Annotated in this window: 18 protein-coding genes; 6 read left to right on the forward strand and 12 right to left on the reverse strand. The window is 76.3% G+C overall.

Going from position 1 to position 17912, the window contains the following annotated elements; all coding sequences use genetic code 11:
* Positions 1-9: 9 nt before the first annotated feature.
* From hemC to JOD57_RS09575, 5 genes are all read right to left on the reverse strand, one after another.
* Positions 10-945: a hydroxymethylbilane synthase gene (gene hemC / locus JOD57_RS09555; protein ID WP_204691814.1), complete on the reverse strand. Its 936-nt coding sequence runs from the start codon at positions 943-945 to the stop codon at positions 10-12.
* Entirely contained in the window at positions 942-2306 is a 1365-nt protein-coding gene (locus tag JOD57_RS09560; protein WP_204691815.1) for a glutamyl-tRNA reductase, read from the reverse strand. The genes hemC and JOD57_RS09560 overlap by 4 nt, the downstream gene beginning before the upstream one ends.
* Positions 2303-3007, reverse strand: a complete 705-nt coding sequence (locus JOD57_RS09565; RefSeq protein WP_239568309.1) for a redox-sensing transcriptional repressor Rex — start codon at positions 3005-3007, stop codon at positions 2303-2305. The genes JOD57_RS09560 and JOD57_RS09565 overlap by 4 nt, the downstream gene beginning before the upstream one ends.
* Before the next feature lie 318 nt (positions 3008-3325).
* Positions 3326-3580 carry a glutaredoxin family protein gene (locus JOD57_RS09570; protein WP_204691817.1) on the reverse strand — a complete coding sequence of 85 codons (255 nt, stop codon included), beginning with the start codon at positions 3578-3580 and terminating at the stop codon, positions 3326-3328.
* On the reverse strand, positions 3577-5136 hold the full coding sequence (locus tag JOD57_RS09575) for an AMP-binding protein (protein WP_307824581.1): 1560 nt from the start codon (positions 5134-5136) through the stop codon (positions 3577-3579). Before JOD57_RS09575 ends, JOD57_RS09570 begins: the two co-directional genes overlap by 4 nt.
* A gap of 201 nt (positions 5137-5337) precedes the next feature.
* Here JOD57_RS09575 and JOD57_RS09580 point away from each other — a divergent pair, with 201 nt between their 5' ends.
* The 3 genes from JOD57_RS09580 (at position 5338) to JOD57_RS09590 (ending at position 8375) form a co-directional block, all read left to right on the forward strand.
* Positions 5338-6072 (forward strand): sigma-70 family RNA polymerase sigma factor, encoded by a 735-nt coding sequence (locus JOD57_RS09580; protein WP_204691818.1) that lies wholly within the window; start codon positions 5338-5340, stop codon positions 6070-6072.
* A gap of 118 nt (positions 6073-6190) precedes the next feature.
* The gene (locus tag JOD57_RS09585; protein WP_204695060.1) at positions 6191-7375 is read left to right on the forward strand and encodes a DUF5667 domain-containing protein; all 1185 of its coding nucleotides are present in this window, start codon (positions 6191-6193) and stop codon (positions 7373-7375) included.
* A gap of 85 nt (positions 7376-7460) precedes the next feature.
* The gene (locus JOD57_RS09590) at positions 7461-8375 is read left to right on the forward strand and encodes an HAD family hydrolase (RefSeq protein WP_204691819.1); all 915 of its coding nucleotides are present in this window, start codon (positions 7461-7463) and stop codon (positions 8373-8375) included.
* A 19-nt stretch (positions 8376-8394) separates the two neighbouring features.
* Here the strand turns inward: JOD57_RS09590 and JOD57_RS09595 are convergent, their stop codons facing one another.
* From JOD57_RS09595 to proC, 5 genes are all read right to left on the reverse strand, one after another.
* Positions 8395-9303, reverse strand: coding sequence for a lysophospholipid acyltransferase family protein (locus JOD57_RS09595; RefSeq protein ID WP_204691820.1), 909 nt, complete (start codon positions 9301-9303; stop codon positions 8395-8397).
* Positions 9296-10393, reverse strand: coding sequence for an NAD-dependent epimerase/dehydratase family protein (locus JOD57_RS09600; protein ID WP_307824582.1), 1098 nt, complete (start codon positions 10391-10393; stop codon positions 9296-9298). Before JOD57_RS09600 ends, JOD57_RS09595 begins: the two co-directional genes overlap by 8 nt.
* Positions 10394-10424: 31 nt before the next feature.
* On the reverse strand, positions 10425-10523 hold the full coding sequence (locus JOD57_RS09605; protein WP_012854759.1) for a 30S ribosomal protein bS22: 99 nt from the start codon (positions 10521-10523) through the stop codon (positions 10425-10427).
* A gap of 366 nt (positions 10524-10889) precedes the next feature.
* Positions 10890-11231 (reverse strand): helix-turn-helix domain-containing protein, encoded by a 342-nt coding sequence (locus tag JOD57_RS27415; RefSeq protein ID WP_239568312.1) that lies wholly within the window; start codon positions 11229-11231, stop codon positions 10890-10892.
* Between the two features lie 250 nt (positions 11232-11481).
* Entirely contained in the window at positions 11482-12300 is an 819-nt protein-coding gene (gene proC, locus JOD57_RS09615) for a pyrroline-5-carboxylate reductase (RefSeq protein WP_204691822.1), read from the reverse strand.
* Positions 12301-12384: 84 nt separating this feature from the next.
* On the opposite strand from proC, the gene JOD57_RS09620 reads away from it, so the two are divergent.
* Complete coding sequence (locus JOD57_RS09620; RefSeq protein WP_204691823.1) at positions 12385-12957, forward strand: type 1 glutamine amidotransferase domain-containing protein; 573 nt, start codon at positions 12385-12387, stop codon at positions 12955-12957.
* 27 nt (positions 12958-12984) lie between these two features.
* Here JOD57_RS09620 and JOD57_RS09625 read toward each other — a convergent pair whose 3' ends face one another.
* On the reverse strand, positions 12985-13824 hold the full coding sequence (locus JOD57_RS09625) for a hypothetical protein (RefSeq protein ID WP_204691824.1): 840 nt from the start codon (positions 13822-13824) through the stop codon (positions 12985-12987).
* Positions 13824-14768, reverse strand: a complete 945-nt coding sequence (locus JOD57_RS09630; protein ID WP_204691825.1) for a Ppx/GppA family phosphatase — start codon at positions 14766-14768, stop codon at positions 13824-13826. Before JOD57_RS09630 ends, JOD57_RS09625 begins: the two co-directional genes overlap by 1 nt.
* 79 nt (positions 14769-14847) lie before the next feature.
* Between JOD57_RS09630 and JOD57_RS09635 the strand changes: the two genes are divergently transcribed.
* Together JOD57_RS09635 and JOD57_RS09640 are read left to right on the forward strand one after the other, a co-directional pair.
* Complete coding sequence (locus JOD57_RS09635; protein ID WP_204691826.1) at positions 14848-15654, forward strand: DUF3109 family protein; 807 nt, start codon at positions 14848-14850, stop codon at positions 15652-15654.
* 94 nt (positions 15655-15748) lie between these two features.
* The gene (locus tag JOD57_RS09640) at positions 15749-17911 is read left to right on the forward strand and encodes a bifunctional MFS transporter/dTMP kinase (RefSeq protein WP_204691827.1); all 2163 of its coding nucleotides are present in this window, start codon (positions 15749-15751) and stop codon (positions 17909-17911) included.
* Position 17912 lies beyond the last annotated feature (1 nt).

The raw sequence follows: 17912 nt of genomic DNA on the forward strand, positions 1-17912 counted from the left end.
CGGGAGGTGTCACCGGGACGCCGCCACGAGCTCGGCGGCGCCGCGGTCGAGCAGCTCGGCGGCCAGGGCGCGGCCCAGCCGCTCGGCGTGGGCGACCGGGCCGGTGGCCGAGTCGCGGACGCCGTCGCTGCCGTCGAGTGCGGTGACGGAGGCGCGCAGGTACAGCTCGGGCCCGTCGTCGCCCTCGGCCAGCTCGGCGTAGGCGGCGACCGGCGCGCTGCACCCGGCCTCCAGCGCGGCCAGCGTGGCGCGCTCGGCGAGCACGCAGGCGCGGGCGGCGGCGTCGTCGAGGGCGGCGAGCAGCTCGCGGGTGCGCTCGTCGCCGGCCCGGCACTCGACGGCCAGCGCGCCCTGCGCGGGGGCGGGCAGCACCTGCAGCGGGTCGAGGGTCTCGGTGACCGCGTCGAGCCGGCCGAGACGGGCGAGGCCGGCACGGGCGAGCACGACGGCGTCCAGGTCACCCGGGACGACGCGCGCCATGCGGGTGTCGACGTTGCCGCGGATCGGCACGACCTCCAGGCCGAGGCCCAGCGCGCGGAGCTGGGCGACCCGGCGGGGCGCGCCGGTGCCCACGCGGGCGCCGGCGGGCAGCTCGCCCAGGGTCAGCCCGTCGCGGGCGACGAGGGCGTCGCGGGGGTCCTCCCGCGGCGGGACGGCGGCCAGCACCAGGCCCGGCTCGGGGGCCGTGGGCAGGTCCTTGTAGCTGTGCACGGCGACGTCGACGGTGCCCTCGAGCAGCGCGTGGCGGATCGCGGTGACGAAGACGCCGGTGCCGCCGAGCTGGGCGATGGCCGCGGCCGAGCGGTCACCCTCGGTGCTGATGTGCACCAGCTCGACCGGCACGCCGCTGGCCGCGGTGATCGCGTCGGCGACCGTCCGCGACTGGGTGTGGGCCAGCCGGCTGGCACGCGTGCCCAGCCGCAGCGTGCCCGTGGTGACCGTCACGACGCACCACCGGGGCGCAGGTCGTCGGGGTCGACGGTGACCGCCTCGGCCAGCCGGGGGCCGTCGGTGGCGACCTCGGCGTCGATGCCGAGACCGAACAGCGCGCGCAGCGCGTCGGCGTAGTCGACGCCGCCGGGCGTGCTGGCCAGCTCCTTGACCCGCACGGTCGGCTCGTGCAGCAGCTTGTCGACGACGCGGCGCACGGTGCGGGCGATCTCGCTGCGGGCGCGGGCGTCGAGGTCGGGCAGGCGGCTCGACAGCCGCAGCAGCTCGGCGTCCACGACCTCGGCGGCCTGGCTGCGCAGCGCCGACACGGTGGGGGCCACGGCGGCGGCCTGCCGCTCGGCGCGCAGCAGCGCGGTCTCGGCCTCGATGAGGGCGTGCGCGGCGGAGACGTCGTCGGCGGCGACCGAGCCCGCGACCGGGTCGCCCGTCCCGGCCGACCGCTCGCCCTGCAGCAGGGCCAGGTCGACGACGTGCACGCCGGGCAGCGCGGCCACGCCGGGGTCGACGTCGCGGGGCAGCGCCAGGTCGACGACGGCCAGCGGCCGGCCGGCCCGCCCGGCCATGGCGGTGGCGACGGCGTCGGTGCCCACGACCAGGCCGCTGGCGCCGGTGCAGGTGACCAGGACGTCGGCGGCGGCGATCGCCTGCGGCAGGTCGGCCAGCTCCGCGGTGCCGCCGTCGACCGCGGCGGCCAGCCGCGCGGCCGACTCCGGGGACCGGCTGGCCACGGTCACCAGCGCGCCCCGCCGGGACAGCGTGGTGGCGGCCAGCGCGCCCATCGAGCCGGCGCCGACGACGAGGACCGGCCGGCCGGCCAGCGGGCCGATGCGGGCCTCGGCGCGGTCGAGGGAGACCGTCACCAGCGAGGCGCCGGCGCGGTCGATGCCGGTCTCGGCGTGCACCCGCTTGCCCACGCGCAGGGCGTGCTGGGCGACCGGGTGCAGCTCGCGGCCGACCGTGCCCTCCTCCTGCGCGAGGGCGTAGGCGGCGCGCAGCTGGCCGAGCACCTGGGTCTCGCCGACCACCATGGAGTCCAGCCCCGCGGCCACGGTGAACAGGTGGGCGACGGCCTGGTCCTCGTAGTGCACGGTGACGTAGGGCGAGAGCTCCTCGACGGTGGCGCCGGCCTGGCGGGCCAGCACGCGGCTGACCTCCGAGACACCACCGTGGAAGCGGTCGACCTCGGCGAAGACCTCGACGCGGTTGCAGGTGGCCAGCACCAGCGCCTCGCTGACGTGGTCGCTCTCGACCAGCTCGTGCAGCGCCTTGACCCGGTCGTCGGCGCCCATCGCGAACTGCTCGAGCAGCGCGACCGGCGCGGTCTGGTGGCTGATGCCGACGGCGAGCAGGCTCATGCCATCCCCCCGACCGGCGCGGCCGCGCGGCCGGCCGCCGGCGAGAGCGCGTCGCCGAGGGCGGACACCGCGCCGCGCTGCTTGTCGAGGAACGCGAGGACCTGGAGCTCGACGGAGAGGTCGACCTGGCGGACGTGGACGCCCGCGGGCGCGGTGAGCGCCACCGGTGCGAAGTTCAAGATGCTCCTCACCCCGGCCGCGGTCAGCCGGTCACACACCGGCTGGGCCACCTCGGCCGGTGTCGCGATGACCCCGATCGTCGCCCGGGTGGCGGTGACGACCTCGTCGAGCTCCTCCATCGGGCGGACCGGCCGGCCACCGACCTGCTGGCCGACCCGGGCCGGCGAGGCGTCGAACAGGCCGACGAACTCGAAGCCGCGGCTGCCGAAGCCGCCGTAGCCGGCCAGTGCCGACCCCAGGTTGCCCAGCCCCACGAGGACGCAGGCGTGCGCGGTCTCCATGCCGAGCACTCCGGCGATGCGGTCACGCAGGGTGGCCACCTCGTAGCCGACGCCGCGGACGCCGCAGGGGCCCAGGTGCGAGAGGTCCTTGCGCAGGCCGGCGGGGTTGACGCCGGCCGCGGAGGCCAGCTCGCCCGAGGAGACGGTGCCGCGACCGCCGTCGGCCAGCCCGCTGAGCACCCGCAGGTACACGGCCAGACGGGCGACGGTGGCCTCCGGGATCCGGGGCCGCGGCTGCATCACAGGGCCTACTCCACAGCGCTCGCGCCCGGACGACGGCGGGAGCCGAGGGGGGCGGACGACATCGGGGATCCGGGCGGAGCACCGCCCGGCGACTGCCACGGTAGCCGCTTGTGAACGCAGGAACAAAGTCCCGGTGAGCCCACCGGGTGCCGGGCCAGCGCCGATGCGTCCCGCTGTGTCCGACACCATACCGGAGGAACCCCGCTGCCCCATCCGCTCGGCCCCCTCCCGGGTACCGCCTCGAGCGGAGCGAGAGGTGGGGAGGAGGGGGTCCTTCTCCCTGCACGGGGGCCGTTCCACCACGTCGCCGGCCGGTCAGGTGATCCCGAGGTCGCGGCGCAGGCGTGGGACGTCGACGGTGAAGTAGGAGTGCTCGCGGCCGTCGAGCAGCACCACCGGCACCCGGTCGCCGTACTCCGCCCGCAGCTCGGGGTCGGTGTCGACGTCGACCTCCCGGCTGGCCACCCCGGCCTCGGCGGCGATCCGGGTGACCGTCTCCAGCGCCGCGGCGCACAGGTGGCAGCCGGCGCGGGTGAGCAGCTCCAGCCGCGGCGGCGGCCCCGCGGTCACCGTGCGCCCCGGTCGGTCCCGGCGTCCTCGGCGGCGTCCCCGGCACCGTCGGCCGGCAGGCCCAGCTCGCGCAGCCGGGCACGGCTGACCTTGCCGGTGAGCGAGTGCGGGAGGGAGGCGCGGAAGGTCATCGACGTCGGCACCTTGTAGCGGGCCAGCGAGGCGGCCGCGTGCGCGCGCAACTCGGCCTCGGTGACCCGCGCCCCGGGCGCGAGGACGACGACGGCGCGGACGGCGGACCCGGTGCGCGCGTCGGGCACACCGATGACCGCGCTCTCGGCCACGGCCGGGTGCGCGTCCAGCACCCGCTCCACCTCGGCCGGGTAGACGTTGAAGCCGCTGACCAGCACCAGGTCGCTGCGCCGGTCGACCAGGTGCAGGTCGCCGTCGTCGTCGCGGTGGGCGAGGTCGCCGGTGGCCAGCCAGCCGTCGGGACCGGGGGCGTCGGCACCGTCGGGCCAGTAGCCGGCGAACAGGTTGGGGCCGCGGACCCAGATCTCCCCCGGCCCCTCCTCGGTCTCGGCCGGGTACCCGGCGGACAGGTCGCGCAGGACCACCTCCACCCCCGGCAGCGGGCCGCCGATGCACGCCGGCTTCAGCCGCCCGGTGGCCAGCGTGCTGGTCACCACGGGACAGGCCTCGGTCAGCCCGTAGCCCTCCCACACCGGGACGGCGGCGCGCTCGCGCATCGCCGTCCACGTCTCCTCCGGCAGCGGCGCGGCCCCCGAGGAGGCCATCCGCACCGCCGCGAAGGCCCGCCGCAGGGGCGCGTCGCCCTCGGCGTCGGCCACCGCGAGCCAGGCCTGGTACAGCGGCGGCGCCCCGGGGACGGCGGTGACCCGCTCGCGCTCCATGACCTCCAGGGTGGCGCGCGGGTCGAAGGCGGGCACGAGCACCGCGCAGGCACCGGTGGCCGCGACCAGGCCGAAGCCGGCGTTGAGCCCGTAGACGTGGAACAGCGGGAGCACCAGCAGGACCCGGTCGTCGGGCCGCACCGGCGGCGGGTCCATCGCCAGGCACTGCTCCTGGTTGGCCCGGAGGGCCCCGGCGGTCAGCACCGCCCCGCGCGGCCGGCCGGTGGTGCCGCTGGTGTAGGCCAGGAACGCCGGTGCGCCGGGGTCGTCGTCGTGCCCGGGCGGCGGGCCGTCGGCCTCCGGCGGCCCGGCGGTCACCGGCACCCCCGCGACCGGCTCCCGTCCCGCGCCGGCCACGAGCAGCGCGGCACCGGAGTCGGCGAGGACGTACGCGAGCTCCGGGTCGGTGTAGGCGGTGTTCACCGGGACGACGACCAGCCCCGCGCGCAGGGCGCCGAGCACGGCGCGCAGCCAGTCGACGCCGTTGGGCAACTGCACCGCCACCCGGTCCCCCGGTACCAGCCCCCGGGCGGCGAGGCCGGCGGCGGTCCGGTCGACGAGGGCGTCGAGCTCGCGCCAGGTCAGCCGCCCGTCCCCGTCGACGACGGCGGGGGCGTCGGGTCGCTCCCCGGCCGCGGTCCGGACGAGCGCGGCCAGGCCCGTCGCGGGTCCGGGCACGGTCGTGGCTCGGCGCGTCGTCACGGGCGCCTCCTCGATGGACGGCTGCACGCCCCTGGAAGAGGACCCCCGGGGGCGCGGCTCGACCGGTCGATGTGGACGGAACGCAACGATGTTGTCACCATGGGGAGAGACACGCAGCACCGCGGGCACCCGCCGGACTGTGAGAGCCCCGTCGGGTGAGCCGTTCCGGCTCGGCGGGCCGACGAGGAGGTCGACGCCCGCATGCCGCAGCCGCGCCCGGTGGACGAGCGGTCGTCCGTCGTCCCGGCCCGTCGGCCCGCCCCGCGTCCCCGCCCGACCGCGTTCCCCCGCCACGGCACGGAGCCGAACGTCGTCGCCGAGCTGCCACCCGAGGACGACGACGCGCTCGCCGCGGAGCTCGCCGCGCTCGAGGAGGAGCTGCCGGCCGGCCAGGTCGACGTCTGGGACCTCGTCCGCAGCGCCCAGGCCGGTGACGCCGAGGCCTTCGGCCGGCTCTACGACCACTACGTGACGCTGGTCCACCGCTACGTCTTCCACCGGGTCGGCGACCGGGCGCAGGCCGAGGACTTCACCAGCGAGACCTTCGTGCGGGCGCTGCGCCGGATCGACTCGCTGTCGTTCCAGGGGCGCGACGTCGGCGCGTGGCTGGTCACGATCGCCCGCAACATCATCCGCGACCACGTCAAGAGCAGCCGCTTCCGGCTCGAGGTCACCACCGCCGACATGCGCGACGCCGACCGGGCGACCGACGGCCCGGAGGACGCCGTCGTCGCGCGCCTGACCAACGAGCAGCTGCTGTCCTGCATCCGGCAGCTGGGTGGCGAGCAGCAGGAGTGCATCTCGCTGCGCTTCCTGCAGGGGCTGTCGGTGTCGGAGACCGCCGCGGTCATGGGCAAGAGGGACGGCGCGGTCAAGGCGCTGCAGCACCGGGCGGTGCGGCGGCTGGCCGGCCTGCTGCCCGAGGGGTTGCGGTGACGTGGAGGACCTCGACCGAGGGACGCCACGTTGTTACCGGCCGGTATGCCGTAACGGGCCCTGAGCAGCCTCGTTGCTCCGGTCGACCGCACGTCGACCGATCGGCCGGAGGACCCAGGTGAGCCCCGAGCACGGCGCCGCGGGCGGCTCCCGCCACGCGTCCGTGCCCGCCCGCGAGGAGGCCGTCGAGGCCCGCCTGCGCGCACTCGCCACCGACCTCGACGACGGACCGTCGCCCGGCTTCCGTGCGGCCACCCGCGCCCGGCTGGTCGCCATGGCCGCCGTCCGCTACCCGGAGCCGGCGCCGCGGCGCGGGCTGCGCGCGCTCGTGTCGCACCGCCGGCCGGCGGGCCGGTGGCGGGCGCGGCTCGCCGCGGCGGCCGCCGGCGCGGCCCTGTCCGTCACCGCGCTGGGTGCCCTGGTCGCGCTGTCGGCCGACGCGGGACCCGGGGACGCGCTCTACGGGCTCAAGCGCGGCACCGAGGAGACCCGGCTGGCCCTGGCCGGTGACGAGCGCGGCCTGACGCTGCTGGGGTTCGCCACCACCCGGCTCGAGGAGCTCGACGAGCTCGTCGACGGCGCGCCCGGACGACCGCCGGCGGACCTGGTGCGCGACACGCTCGCGACCATGGACGAGCAGACGGCGGAGGGCGCCGCGCTGGTGCTCTCCAGCGCGGTCGACGCCGGGGACGCCGCCACGCTGACGGTGGTCAGCGGCTGGGCACAGGAGCAGCGTTCGGGCCTGTCCGCGCTGCGGTCGGCGCTGCCCGAGGACGCCGGCACCGCGGCCGGCCACTCGCTCGGCCTGGTCACCGAGGTCGGCAGCCGCGCCGGCGAGCTGCAGACGGCACTCGGGTGCCCCGACGGTCCGGCGACCGCGGGGGACGACCAGCTCGGCCCGCGAGCCACCCCCTGCGGGGACGCCGGGACACCGGACCCACCCGCCCCGGCCGCCCGCTCCGCCGATCCCGCTCCCCCGACCGGTACCCGGCCGGCCGGCCAGGCCCCTCCGGCGCCGACCTCGGAGGCCCCGGCACCCGCCGCCACCTCCAGCGGTGGCGGGAGCGACTCCGGGGGTGCGGGGCCCTCCCCGCCCTCCTCGGCACCCACCGGCGGGGGCGCACCCACGCCGACCCCGACCCCGTCCGTCCCGGGTGGTGAGGCCACCGTGCCGCCGTCGCCGGTCCCCGACGAGGGGGACGACGCCTCGACGGAGACGGCCCCGGCTCCGGTCCCCGGCGGGCCGTCCGGGCCGGTCCTGGACACGCCGCTGCCCATCTGCGCCTGGCCGCTGGTCTGCTGAGCACCGGGTCCGTCGGGCCCCGGCCGCCCGGCTAGGGTCGCGGAGGTGCCGCCTGCGGGCGGTGGGGAGACCAGGGAGGTGGCCGGTGCCGGGACTGCCGTTCCGGAGCCGCCGGGGGCGGGCGGCCGGGGCCGTGCCGGACGAGGAGACCAGGGCGCACGTCGCCGGCGCCGCGTCCGCCGCCGCCGCGGAGGTCGAGCCCGTCCCGGCCGTCGTCGCGGACCGCACCGCGGCCGCGTTCTTCGACGTCGACAACACGATGATGATGGGCGCCTCGCTGTTCTGGTTCGCCCGGGGCCTCGCCTCCCGCAAGTACCTGACCTCGCGCGACCTGAAGCGGTTCGTGTGGCAGCAGGCGAAGTTCCGCATCGCCGGCAGCGAGAGCGCCGGCGACATGCTCACCATCCGCGAGAGCGCGCTGGCCTTCGTCACCGGCCGCGAGGTGGCCGAGATCGTGCAGGCCGGCGAGGAGATCTACGACGAGCTCATGGCCGACCGGATCTGGTCGGGCACCCGCAACCTCGCCCAGCAGCACCTCGACGCCGGGCAGCGGGTGTGGCTGGTGACCGCCACGCCGGTCGAGCTGGCGCGGATCATCGCCCACCGGCTCGGCCTCACCGGTGCCCTCGGCACCGTGTCCGAGGTGGTCGACGGCTGCTACACCGGCCGGCTGGTCGGCGAGCTCATGCACGGCGAGGCGAAGGCCGAGGCGGTCCGCGCGCTGGCCGAGCGCGAGGGCCTGGACCTGTCCCGCTGCACCGCCTACAGCGACTCGGCCAACGACCTGCCGATGCTCACCCTGACCGGCACCGCGGTGGCGGTGAACCCCGACACCGAGCTGCGCGCCGTCGCCCGCTCGCGCGGGTGGACCATCCGCGACTTCCGCACCGGCCGCAAGGCCGCGCGCATCGGCGTCCCCACCGTCGCGGCCGCCGCCCTCACCGGCGGCGTGGTCGGCGGCGCGGTCGCCCTCCGCCGCCGCAACGCCTGGCCGTTCTGACCGCCGACCCCACGGCGACTCAGCTGAAGACGGAGGTGCGCTGCAGGAGGAGCTGGTAGATCGACTGCTGGATGGTCTCGCGCACCTGGTCGGTGAGGTTGAAGACCAGCATCGGGTCCTCGGCGGCCGCGGGACCGTAGGACGCCGTCTCGATCGGGGTACCGAAGGCGATCAGCCACTTCGACGGCAGCGGCACCAGCCCGAGCGGGCCCAGGGCCGGGAACGTCGGCGTGATCGGGAAGTAGGGCAGGCCGAAGAGCCGGGCGACGGTCCTCGCGTTGCCGACCATCGGGTAGATCTCCTCGGCGCCCACGATGGCGCAGGGGACGATCGGCTTCCCGGTGCGCAGGGCCGCTGTGACGAAACCCCCGCGGCCGAACCGCTGCAGGGTGTACCGGTCGCGGAACGGCTTGCCGATCCCCTTGAACCCCTCGGGGAACACGCCGACCAGCTCGCCGCCGGTCAGCAGCCGCTCGGCGTCCTCGGTGCAGGCCAGCGTGGCGCCGAACTTGCGGGCGAACTCGCCGACGACGGGCAGGTCGAACACCAGGTCGGCGCCCAGCAGCCGGAACCGGCGCTGCGCCGGGTGGTCGTCGTGCAGGGCGACCGTGGTCATGAGGGCGTCGACCGGGATCGTCCCGGAGTGGTTGGCCACGACCAGCGCCCCGCCGTCGGCGGGGATGTTCTCGACACCGTGGGTCTCCACCCGGAACCAGCGCCGGAACAGCGGCCGCAGCAGCGGCAGCAGCACGTGGTCGGTGAGGTCGGGGTCGAACCCGAACTCGTCGGTCCGGTACTCACCGGTCGCCCGGCGGCGCAGGAACTCCAGCCCGCCGGTCACCTGCTCGTCCCAGGTCGCGTCCGACGGCGGCGGGACGTGCGACTGCTCGTCGTCGGGCCGCAGGCGGATGACGCGCGCCTCAGGCATCGCGCACCGCCCGCAGGCCCGGCGGTGCCGGTGCCGGCCGGAGCCGTCCGTGCACCACGTTGCCGACCGAGGAGGTCAGCGACCCGGCCCGGGCCACCAGTGCCTCGGTCCGGGACGTGACGTCGGCGACCAGGTCGGACGGGACGACGGGCGGCACGGTGCGCGCGTAGTCGTCCAGTGCCGCCTCGGTGGTGTAGCGGGGGACGTGGCCGAACTGCGTGCGCAGCACGGTCGTGTCCACGACCCGGCCGAAGTTGAGGAAGCGCATCTGTTCCGGGGAGTAGTCGACGAAACCGAACCGGCGGGTGAACCGGCCCAGCGAGCCCAGGGCGGGCGAGGGCACCGGCAGCTGCAGGCGGCCCAGCCGGCGGATCAGCTGCGACAACAGGAGGGTGCCCTCTCCCCCGACGTTGACGGTGCCCGCGAAGTCGCCGGTGGTGGCGCGGGTCAGCACGCCGAGCGCGTCGTCCTCGTGCAGCAGCTGGACGCGGGCGTCGTAGCCGAGGGCGGTCGGGACGACGGGCATGCGCAGGAACCCGGTCAGGACCGAGTCGATCCGCGGGCCGATGAAGTTGGTGAAGCGCAGGACGGCGACCCCGACGTCGGGGCGGCGGCGCGAGAAGGAACGCACGTAGCCCTCGATGTCGAGGCTGTCCTCGGCGAAGCCGCCCGAGGGCACCCGGCGGGCCTGCATGGCCTCGGTGAACACGGCGGGGTCGCGCGGCGAGGCGCCGTAGACGGCGCTCGTGGACTTGAGCACGAGCCGGCGCACCGACGGGGCGCGCTGGCAGGCGGCGAGGAGCTGCATCGTCCCGATGACGTTGAGCTCCTTCATCGGCCCCCGCCCGCCGGCTCCGGCCGGCGTGGAGCTGATGTTCATGTGCACGACGGTGTCGACCGCCGCCGTGCTGATGACCTTGCCGATCAGCGGGTTGCGGATGTCGGCGCGCACGAACTCGGTGCGGCCGAGACGGCGGAGCAGCTCCGCCGACGGGGGGACGGTGTCCACCCCGATGACCCGACCGATGGCGCGGTCGCGCGCGAGCTCGGCCGCCAGCGCACCACCGAGCCACCGGCTCACACCGGTCACGAGGACGACGTCAGGCGGCACGAGCGTCAGCTCACTTCTTGTTGCGACGCTGCACGCGGGTCTTCTTGAGCAGCTTGCGGTGCTTCTTCTTCGCCATCCGCTTGCGCCGCTTCTTGATGACCGAACCCATGTCCTGCTCCCGACGTCGTGGCCGCGTGGCACGGACCGCAGGGGCGGAACCGGGCGCCACGCGAGTGTGGATCAGCTCGTGTGCGACGGCTCCGGCCGGGGCCGGGGTGTCGCTCGGCGTCCGAGCCTACCCGGCGCCCCCGCGGCGACGCTGCCGCGGGAACCGGGCCGGACGGATCCCACCCGGGAGGGCCGGGCGAGGGCGCCGATCGACGGTGCGATCGAGCAGTCGGCGAGGTGCTGGAACGGCCGCCTCGCAGGGGCCCGCCGCGAGCCTGCGAGCGGCGGTCCGGCGAGGTGCTGGAACGGCCGCCTCGCAGGGGCCCGCCGCGAGCCTGCGAGCGGCGGGGGGCGAGGTGGTCCTTCTTCAGGCGATGTCGGTGTAGGCGTCGCGCAGGTAGTCCTGCACGGCGCGCTCGGGGACGCGGAACGAGCGGCCCACGCGGACGGCGGCGAGCTCGCCGGCGTGCACGAGGCGGTACACGGTCATCTTCGAGACGCGCATCATGCTGGCGACCTCGGCGACGGTCAGGAAGGTGACCGCGGCGCGCTGCTGCGGGACGGCCGGGCGGCCGACCGGGACGGCGGCCGGGTGCTGCGGGCCGACGGGGCGGGCCATGGCGGCAGCCGGGATCGGGCGGGCCATCGGCCGCGGGCCGGGGACGGCCGGGCGGACGTAGGCGGCGTGGGTGCGCTGGGACATCGTCATGATCATCTCCGGACCTAGCACGCGTCGGGCGTCGGCTTCCCCACCGACTACGGGACACGCACGTGCTGATACAGAGAGTAGGGGGACCGGCGTGACAGAAGCGATGGAAGAAACGGACAGGCGGAACGGTCCGTCCTGGGCAGAACTACACCTAGGCACCTCGCTTCACAGCCGCATCGGCGCGTCGGCGAGCTGCTGTGTCGACATGGTGACGCAGCGTCCCCCCATGGCGCGACCGTGCGGGTTACGGTCACCGGCTCCCGTCGGCCCGGCCGAGCTGGACCGAGCGCTGCGCGGCCGCCTCGATCGCCGCGATGAGCGCCGACCGGACGGAGTGGCGCTCCAGCTCGCGGATCCCGGCGATCGTCGTCCCGCCCGGGCTGCTCACCGCGTCGCGCAGCTGGGCCGGGTGCTGGCCCGACTCGCGCAGCATCACCGCCGAGCCCAGCGCGGTCTGCACGACCAGTTCGGTGGTCAGCGCCCGCGGCAGGCCCAGCAGCACCCCGGCGTCGACCATCGCCTCGACCAGGTAGAAGAAGTAGGCCGGGCCGCTGCCCGACAGCGCCGTCACCGCGTCCTGCTGGTGCTCGGGCACCCGCGCCACCCGGCCGACCGTGGACAGCAGCGCCTCGGCCTCGTCGAGCTCGGCCTCGCCGGCGGACGCCCCGGCGGACAGGACGCTCATCCCCTCGTCGACCAGGGCCGGGGTGTTGGGCATGACCCGCACGACCGGCACCCCCGCCGGCAGGGCGGCCTCGATCGTGGCGGTCGAGGCGCCCGCGGCGATGCTGACCACCAGGTGGTCGGCGGTGACCGAGGGGGCGAGCAGGCCGAGCAGGTCCGGCAGGTCCTGCGGCTTGACCGCCAGCAGCAGCACACGCGAGCGGGCGGCGGCCTCCTCGAGGCCGACGACGTCGACGCCGTAGCGCTGCGCGAGCTCCTCGCCCCGCTCCGGGTGCCGCTCGCAGACGACGACGCCCTCGGGGCCGGAGCGCCGGACCAGCCCGGCCAGCAGCGCCTCGCCCATCTTCCCGCCACCCAGGACCGCCAGGCCCCGCCGCTCGCTCATGTCCAGCTCCCGCCTGTCGAGGTCCCGGTCGGACCGTAGTGCGCGCGGGTGTGCCGCTCAGCGGGCGCGGGTAGCCGCCGCCGCATGGCAGGAGAACTGGACGGGATGAAGGTGGCCGTGCTCGCGACCGACGGGGTCGAGCAGGTCGAGCTCGAGCGGCCGTGGCAGAGCCTGGAGGAGGCCGGGGCCGAGCCGGAGCTGGTGTCGCTGGCGAGCGGGACGATCACCGCCTACCAGCACATCGACAAGGGCGACGAGAAGAAGGTCGACGCGGTGGTCAGCGTGGCCGACCCCGACGAGTACGCGGCGCTGGTCCTGCCCGGCGGCGTCATCAACGGCGACTTCGTCCGCGCCGACGCCGACGCCGTCGCCTTCGTCAAGGCGTTCTTCGAGGCCGGCAAGCCGGTGGCGGCCATCTGCCACGCGCCCTGGGTGCTCGCCGAGGCCGACGTCGTCCGAGGCCGGCGGATGACCTCGTGGCCGTCGCTGCAGACCGACCTGCGCAACGCCGGGGCGACGTGGGTGGACGAGGAGGTCGTCGTCGACGGCAACCTGGTCACCAGCCGCAACCCCGACGACCTCGACGCCTTCGGCGCGGCGATCGTCGAGCAGTTCGCCCGGGCCGCCGACGAGGACGGCGACGACGAGGACGAGTGAGCCACGGCCGGGCCGTCCGCCGGCGCCTCAGGTGGCGGCGGCGAGCAGCCCGGCGGCCGGGGCGATGGTGAGCAGCGTCCCGGCGAAGACGAGCACGGCGACCAGCCGCAGGCCCGGGAGCTCCCGGCCGGTGCGCTGCCGCCAGGCGCCGACCCCGGCGACCAGGCCGGTCACCGCCGCCGGCGCCAGGACCACCGCGACCTGGGGCAGCTGCTCCCAGACGACGGTGGACAGGAAGTAGATGCCCACCCCGGCGGCCAGGGCCAGGACCAGCTCGCCGGCGAAGCGCAGCCAGGCCACCACGCCCTCGCGGGCGCCGAGCGGCTCGTCCTCGAGCAGCTCGGGCTGGTCGCCGCGGACCACCGGGATGGGGCCGGTGGCCGGCGCGGGGTCGCTGCCCGGCGCCCCGGGGACTCCGGGCTTGCCGGAGGGCCGGAGCCCCGGGATGGCCGCCGTGGACGGCTCGGCCGGGCCCTTCGCCAGCGCGCGGGGCGGAGGCGCGTCCCGGGCCGGCCGGCCGGCGCCGATGACCCGCCCGGGGTCGCGGGACACCCGCCCGGTGTCGGAGACGCGACCGGTGTCGGCGCCCCGGCTCCGCTCGGCGACCCGTCCGGTGTCGCGGGACAGCCGGCCGGTGTCGGACACCCGGCCGGTGTCGCTGGCGCGGCGGCCGGGGTTGGGCCGGCCGGCGTCGGTGTCGGGATCGCGCTTGCGCTGCCGGATCGGCGTCTCGCCGGTGTCCTCGCCGCGGCCACGGCGGCGGACGCTGCGCGGCGCCTCGATGCCGGCCTCGCGGAGGATGTCGGCCAGCGGCCGTCCGCCGGTCTCCGGGTCGCGTCGGGGGTCGGGGTCCCGGGGCTGTGCCATCACGCGTCTCCCAACGAGTCGAGTCGCCGGAGGATGACGCCCTCGCGCAGCGCCCACGGACAGATCCGCACGGAGGGTAGATCCAGGGCCTGCATGGCGGCCTGCGCCACGACCGCGCCGGCCGGCACCTGGTGGGCGCGGTCGGGCGACACGCCGCGCAGCTCGGCCAGGGCGCGCGACTCGATCCGCGACACGAAGCCGATCAGCTGGCCCAGGGCGTCGCAGGAGAGCTCCCTCGGCACCCGGAGCCCGGCCGAGTAGGGGGCGGCCCCGGTCAGCCGGGCCAGCGTGCGGAACGTCTTGCTCGTGGCCGCCACCAGGTCCGGCGGCCCGGCGTCCTTGAGCTTCTTCGCCGCGGGCCTGAGCACGTCGACGGCGTGCTCGCCCAGGGCGGTGAGGGCGGCGAGGTCGGGCCGGCCACCGGTGGCGGCCTCCGGCAGGAAGCGGCGGGTCATGCGGCCGGCGCCCAGCGGCACCGACAGGGCGACCTCGGGGTCCTCGTCCACGCCGCTGGCCAGCTCCAGCGACCCGCCACCGATGTCGAGCACCAGCAGCCGGCCCGCGCTCCAGCCGTACCACCGGCGGACGGCGAGGAAGGTCAGCCGCGCCTCCTCCTCGCCGCTGGTCACCTGCAGCGAGACGCCGGTCTGCCGGCGGACCCGCTCGAGCACCTCCATGCCGTTGCGCGCCTCGCGGATGGCCGAGGTGACCAGTGCGAGCACCTCCTCGCAGCCGAGCTTCTCGGCCTGCTCGCACGCCTTGCGCACGGCCTTGACCAGCGCCTTCTCGCCCTCCTTGGACAGCACGTCGTCGTCCCCGACGTGCTCGGCGAGGCGCAGCAGCCACCGGTCGTCGTGCTGCGCGGTGGGGTGTCCGCCGCGGTGGGCGTCGACCACGAGCAGGTGGACGGTGTTCGAGCCGACGTCCAGCACCCCGAGCCGCATGCGGTCAGTCTGCCGGTCCCGCCGCCACCGGGCCGATCCGGAGGGCCGCCGGGGTCCCCGGCGTCCCTACGCTGGGGCGGTGCAGGACGCGCCTCCCGAGGTCGACCCCGACTTCGCCCGCGAGTGGGTGGAGTTCCCCGACCCCGCCGACCCCGGACACCTCGTACGGGCCGACCTCACCTGGCTGGCCTCGGCGTGGACCTGCGTGTTCGGCCGCGGCTGCGCGGGCGTCGTCCCCGGCCGGCCCGACGACGGCTGCTGCAGCCACGGCGCGTTCTTCGCCGACGAGGACGACCTCGCCCGGGTGACCGCCGCGGTCGCCGACCTGGCCGACGAGGACTGGCAGCTGGCCCCCGTCGGCCGCGGCGCGTGGACGGAGGAGGACGCCGCGGACGACGAGGGCGGCGTCCGCTCGCTGCGCACCCGCCTGGTCGACGGCGCCTGCGTGTTCCTCAACCGGCCCGGCTTCCCCGGCGGCAGCGGCTGCGCACTGCACCGCATGGCCCTGCGGGAGGAGCTGCACCCGCTGACCACCAAGCCCGACGTCTGCTGGCAGCTGCCGGTGCGCCGCGAGCAGGAGCAGGTCGAGCGGCCCGACGGGAGCACCGTGCTGGTCAGCACCGTGGGCGAGTTCGACCGCCGCGGGTGGGGCCCGGGCGGCGCGGACCTGCACTGGTGGTGCACCGGCTCCCCCGCCGCGCACGTCTCCCCCGAGCCGCTGGTGCTCACCTACGGCCCCGAGCTGACCGCGCTGCTGGGCGCAGCCGCCTACGCCGAGCTGCGCCGGCTGACCGAGGCACGGCTCGACCAGGGCATGGTCGCGCCGCACCCGGCCAGTCCCCCACCCGTGCCGCTGACGCTGCACCGACGCCGGCCGGCCGGCTGAGCGGCACCGCTCCGGCGGGGGTCGGGAGCGCCCGGACGGCGCCGTCCGCCACTACCCTGCTCGGGACCACCGCGACGACCGGACGGCGAGGACTGTGATCGACGGACAGGCGGCGGGCCGTGCGGGGTCGTCGGCCAGCGGGCGCGGACACGACAACGCGCTGCTCGCGCTGGTCCGCGTCCCCGTGTTCCGGCGCATGTGGGCGGCGATCACCGTCTCCAGCCTCGGTGACTGGCTCGGCCTGCTGGCGACGACGGCCCTGGCCCAGCAGCTCACCCGCGACGAGTCGACGGCGGTGCAGGGCGCGGCGATCTCCGGCGTCATCCTCACCCGGCTGCTGCCCGACCTGGTCCTGGGCCCGCTCGCCGGCGCCCTGGCCGACCGGCTCGACCGGCGCACCACCGTCGTCGTCGGCGAGCTGCTGGCGCTGGGCCTGTACCTGTCGATCGCGGTCAGCTACGAGCTGACCTGGCTCTACGTCGCGCAGTTCCTCGTCGAGGCGGTCGGGCTGTTCACCAACCCGGCCAAGCAGGCGATCTGGGTGGCCATCGTGCCGCGGGAGCGGCTGGCGGTGGCCAACCAGGTCTCGCTGTTCAGCGTCTACGGCGCCGTCCCGGTGGCCGCGCTGCTGTTCGCGCTGCTGTCCACGGTCAGCCGGGTCTTCCCCGGCGGCGGTGAGGGCGGCGAGGCGCGGACGGCGATCGTCGTCGCGCTGGTGTTCAACGCCGCCAGCTTCGGGCTCTCGGCGGTCACCGTCTTCCTCTCGCGGGCGATGATCCCGCCGACGGCGACCGACCGCGAGACGCCGGCCAACGTCTTCTCCCTCGTCGTCGAGGGCGTGTCCTTCCTGCGCGGGCAGCCGCTCATGCGGGCCCTCTACGTCGGCGTCATCGGCGCCTTCGGGGCCGGCGGGCTGATCATCGGCGTCGCCCAGCTCTACATCGCGACGCTGGACGCCGGCACGGCCGGCTACGGCGTGGTCTTCGGCATCGTGTTCACCGGCCTGGCCCTGGGCATGCTCGTCGGGCCGCGGATCCTGCCCACGGTGCCGCGGCGCGCGCTGTTCGCCCGCTCCATCGGGCTGGCCGGGGTGGCGCTGCTGGCCATGTCGGTGCTGCAGGACTTCGTGCTGGCCACCGGCGCGGCCTTCCTCGTCGGCCTGTTCGCCGGGGTGTCCTGGATCATCGGCTACACGCTGATCGGCTTCGAGGTCGAGGACCGGCTGCGCGGCCGGGTGTTCGCGTTCGTCATCTCCTCGGTGCGGATCGTGCTGCTGCTCGCCGTCGCCGTCGGCCCGGGCCTGGCCGGCCTGCTGGGCACGCACGAGCTGCGCTTCGGCGAGCTGGTCCTCACCCTCAGCGGCCCCGGCCTCACGCTGCTGGTGGGTGGTGTCCTCGCGCTCGCGGTGAGCGCCTACGCCGTCCGGCAGGTGGCGCCCCGCGACCGGACCCGGACCCGCCTGCGCGACTCGCTGCGGCTGCTGTGGGGCACCTCCGACCTCCTCTCGGCCTCCTCGAGCGGCGTCGGGCTGTTCGTCGTGGTCGAGGGCGCCGACCGCGACCTCACCCGCCGCTACACCGCCGACCTCGCGCAGGCGCTGCGGGAGGACGGCCACACCGTGGTGGCCACCCACGAGCCGAGCGACACGGCACTGGGCCGGCAGGTGCGCCAGCTGCTCTACCCGCCGGTGCCCCCGGCCGGCCGGTCGGTGACCGACGGCGAGGGCCGTCCGGTGGCCGCCTACACCGCCGCGCTGCTGGCCGCCGCCGACCGGGCCGAGCACGTGGCCACGGTGATCCGCCCGGCGCTCAAGCGGCGCGAGGTCGTGGTGTGCAACCACTACGTGGACACCTCGATCGCCTTCCACGGCGCCGGGCAGGGCCTGGACGCCGACCGCATCTTCCGGACGTCGCTGTGGGCCACCCGCGGCCTGCTGCCCGACCTCACCGTGGTCGTCGACTCCCCCGTCACCGCCGGCCCGGTGGACGCCGACGCCGACGCCGTCCGCGCGGCCTTCCTCGCCCAGGCCGAGGCCGCTCCCACCCGCTACGTCGTCGTCCCGGGCGAGCTGCTGGGCGCCGACGCCGCGTCCGGCGGGACCGGGCTGGTGTCCGACGCCGTCCGCCGGCGGATCACCACGCTGCTCGCCCAGCGCCACCCGGAGACCGGCGAGGGAGGGCCCGACGGCACCGCCGGCGCGCCGGTGGGCGCGGCGCGGACCGGTACCGGGAGCGTCGCCGGAGGCTCCGTAGGCTGAC

Origin of the sequence: Geodermatophilus bullaregiensis, assembly GCF_016907675.1 — a bacterium.
GTDB classification, from domain to species: Bacteria; Actinomycetota; Actinomycetes; order Mycobacteriales; family Geodermatophilaceae; genus Geodermatophilus; species Geodermatophilus bullaregiensis.

Excerpts from the sequence above, each read along its gene's own strand:
- JOD57_RS09630 (WP_204691825.1), bottom strand. The coding sequence starts at position 14,768 with ATGCGGCTCGGGGTGCTGGACGTCGGCTCGAACACCGTCCACCTGCTC.
- JOD57_RS09605 (WP_012854759.1), bottom strand. The coding sequence starts at position 10,523 with ATGGGTTCGGTCATCAAGAAGCGGCGCAAGCGGATGGCGAAGAAGAAG.
- JOD57_RS09625 (WP_204691824.1), bottom strand. The coding sequence starts at position 13,824 with ATGGCACAGCCCCGGGACCCCGACCCCCGACGCGACCCGGAGACCGGC.
- JOD57_RS09560 (WP_204691815.1), bottom strand. The coding sequence starts at position 2,306 with ATGAGCCTGCTCGCCGTCGGCATCAGCCACCAGACCGCGCCGGTCGCG.
- proC (WP_204691822.1), bottom strand. The coding sequence starts at position 12,300 with ATGAGCGAGCGGCGGGGCCTGGCGGTCCTGGGTGGCGGGAAGATGGGC.
- JOD57_RS09580 (WP_204691818.1), top strand. The coding sequence starts at position 5,338 with ATGCCGCAGCCGCGCCCGGTGGACGAGCGGTCGTCCGTCGTCCCGGCC.
- JOD57_RS27415 (WP_239568312.1), bottom strand. The coding sequence starts at position 11,231 with ATGACGATGTCCCAGCGCACCCACGCCGCCTACGTCCGCCCGGCCGTC.
- JOD57_RS09620 (WP_204691823.1), top strand. The coding sequence starts at position 12,385 with ATGGCAGGAGAACTGGACGGGATGAAGGTGGCCGTGCTCGCGACCGAC.
- JOD57_RS09595 (WP_204691820.1), bottom strand. The coding sequence starts at position 9,303 with ATGCCTGAGGCGCGCGTCATCCGCCTGCGGCCCGACGACGAGCAGTCG.
- JOD57_RS09565 (WP_239568309.1), bottom strand. The coding sequence starts at position 3,007 with ATGCAGCCGCGGCCCCGGATCCCGGAGGCCACCGTCGCCCGTCTGGCC.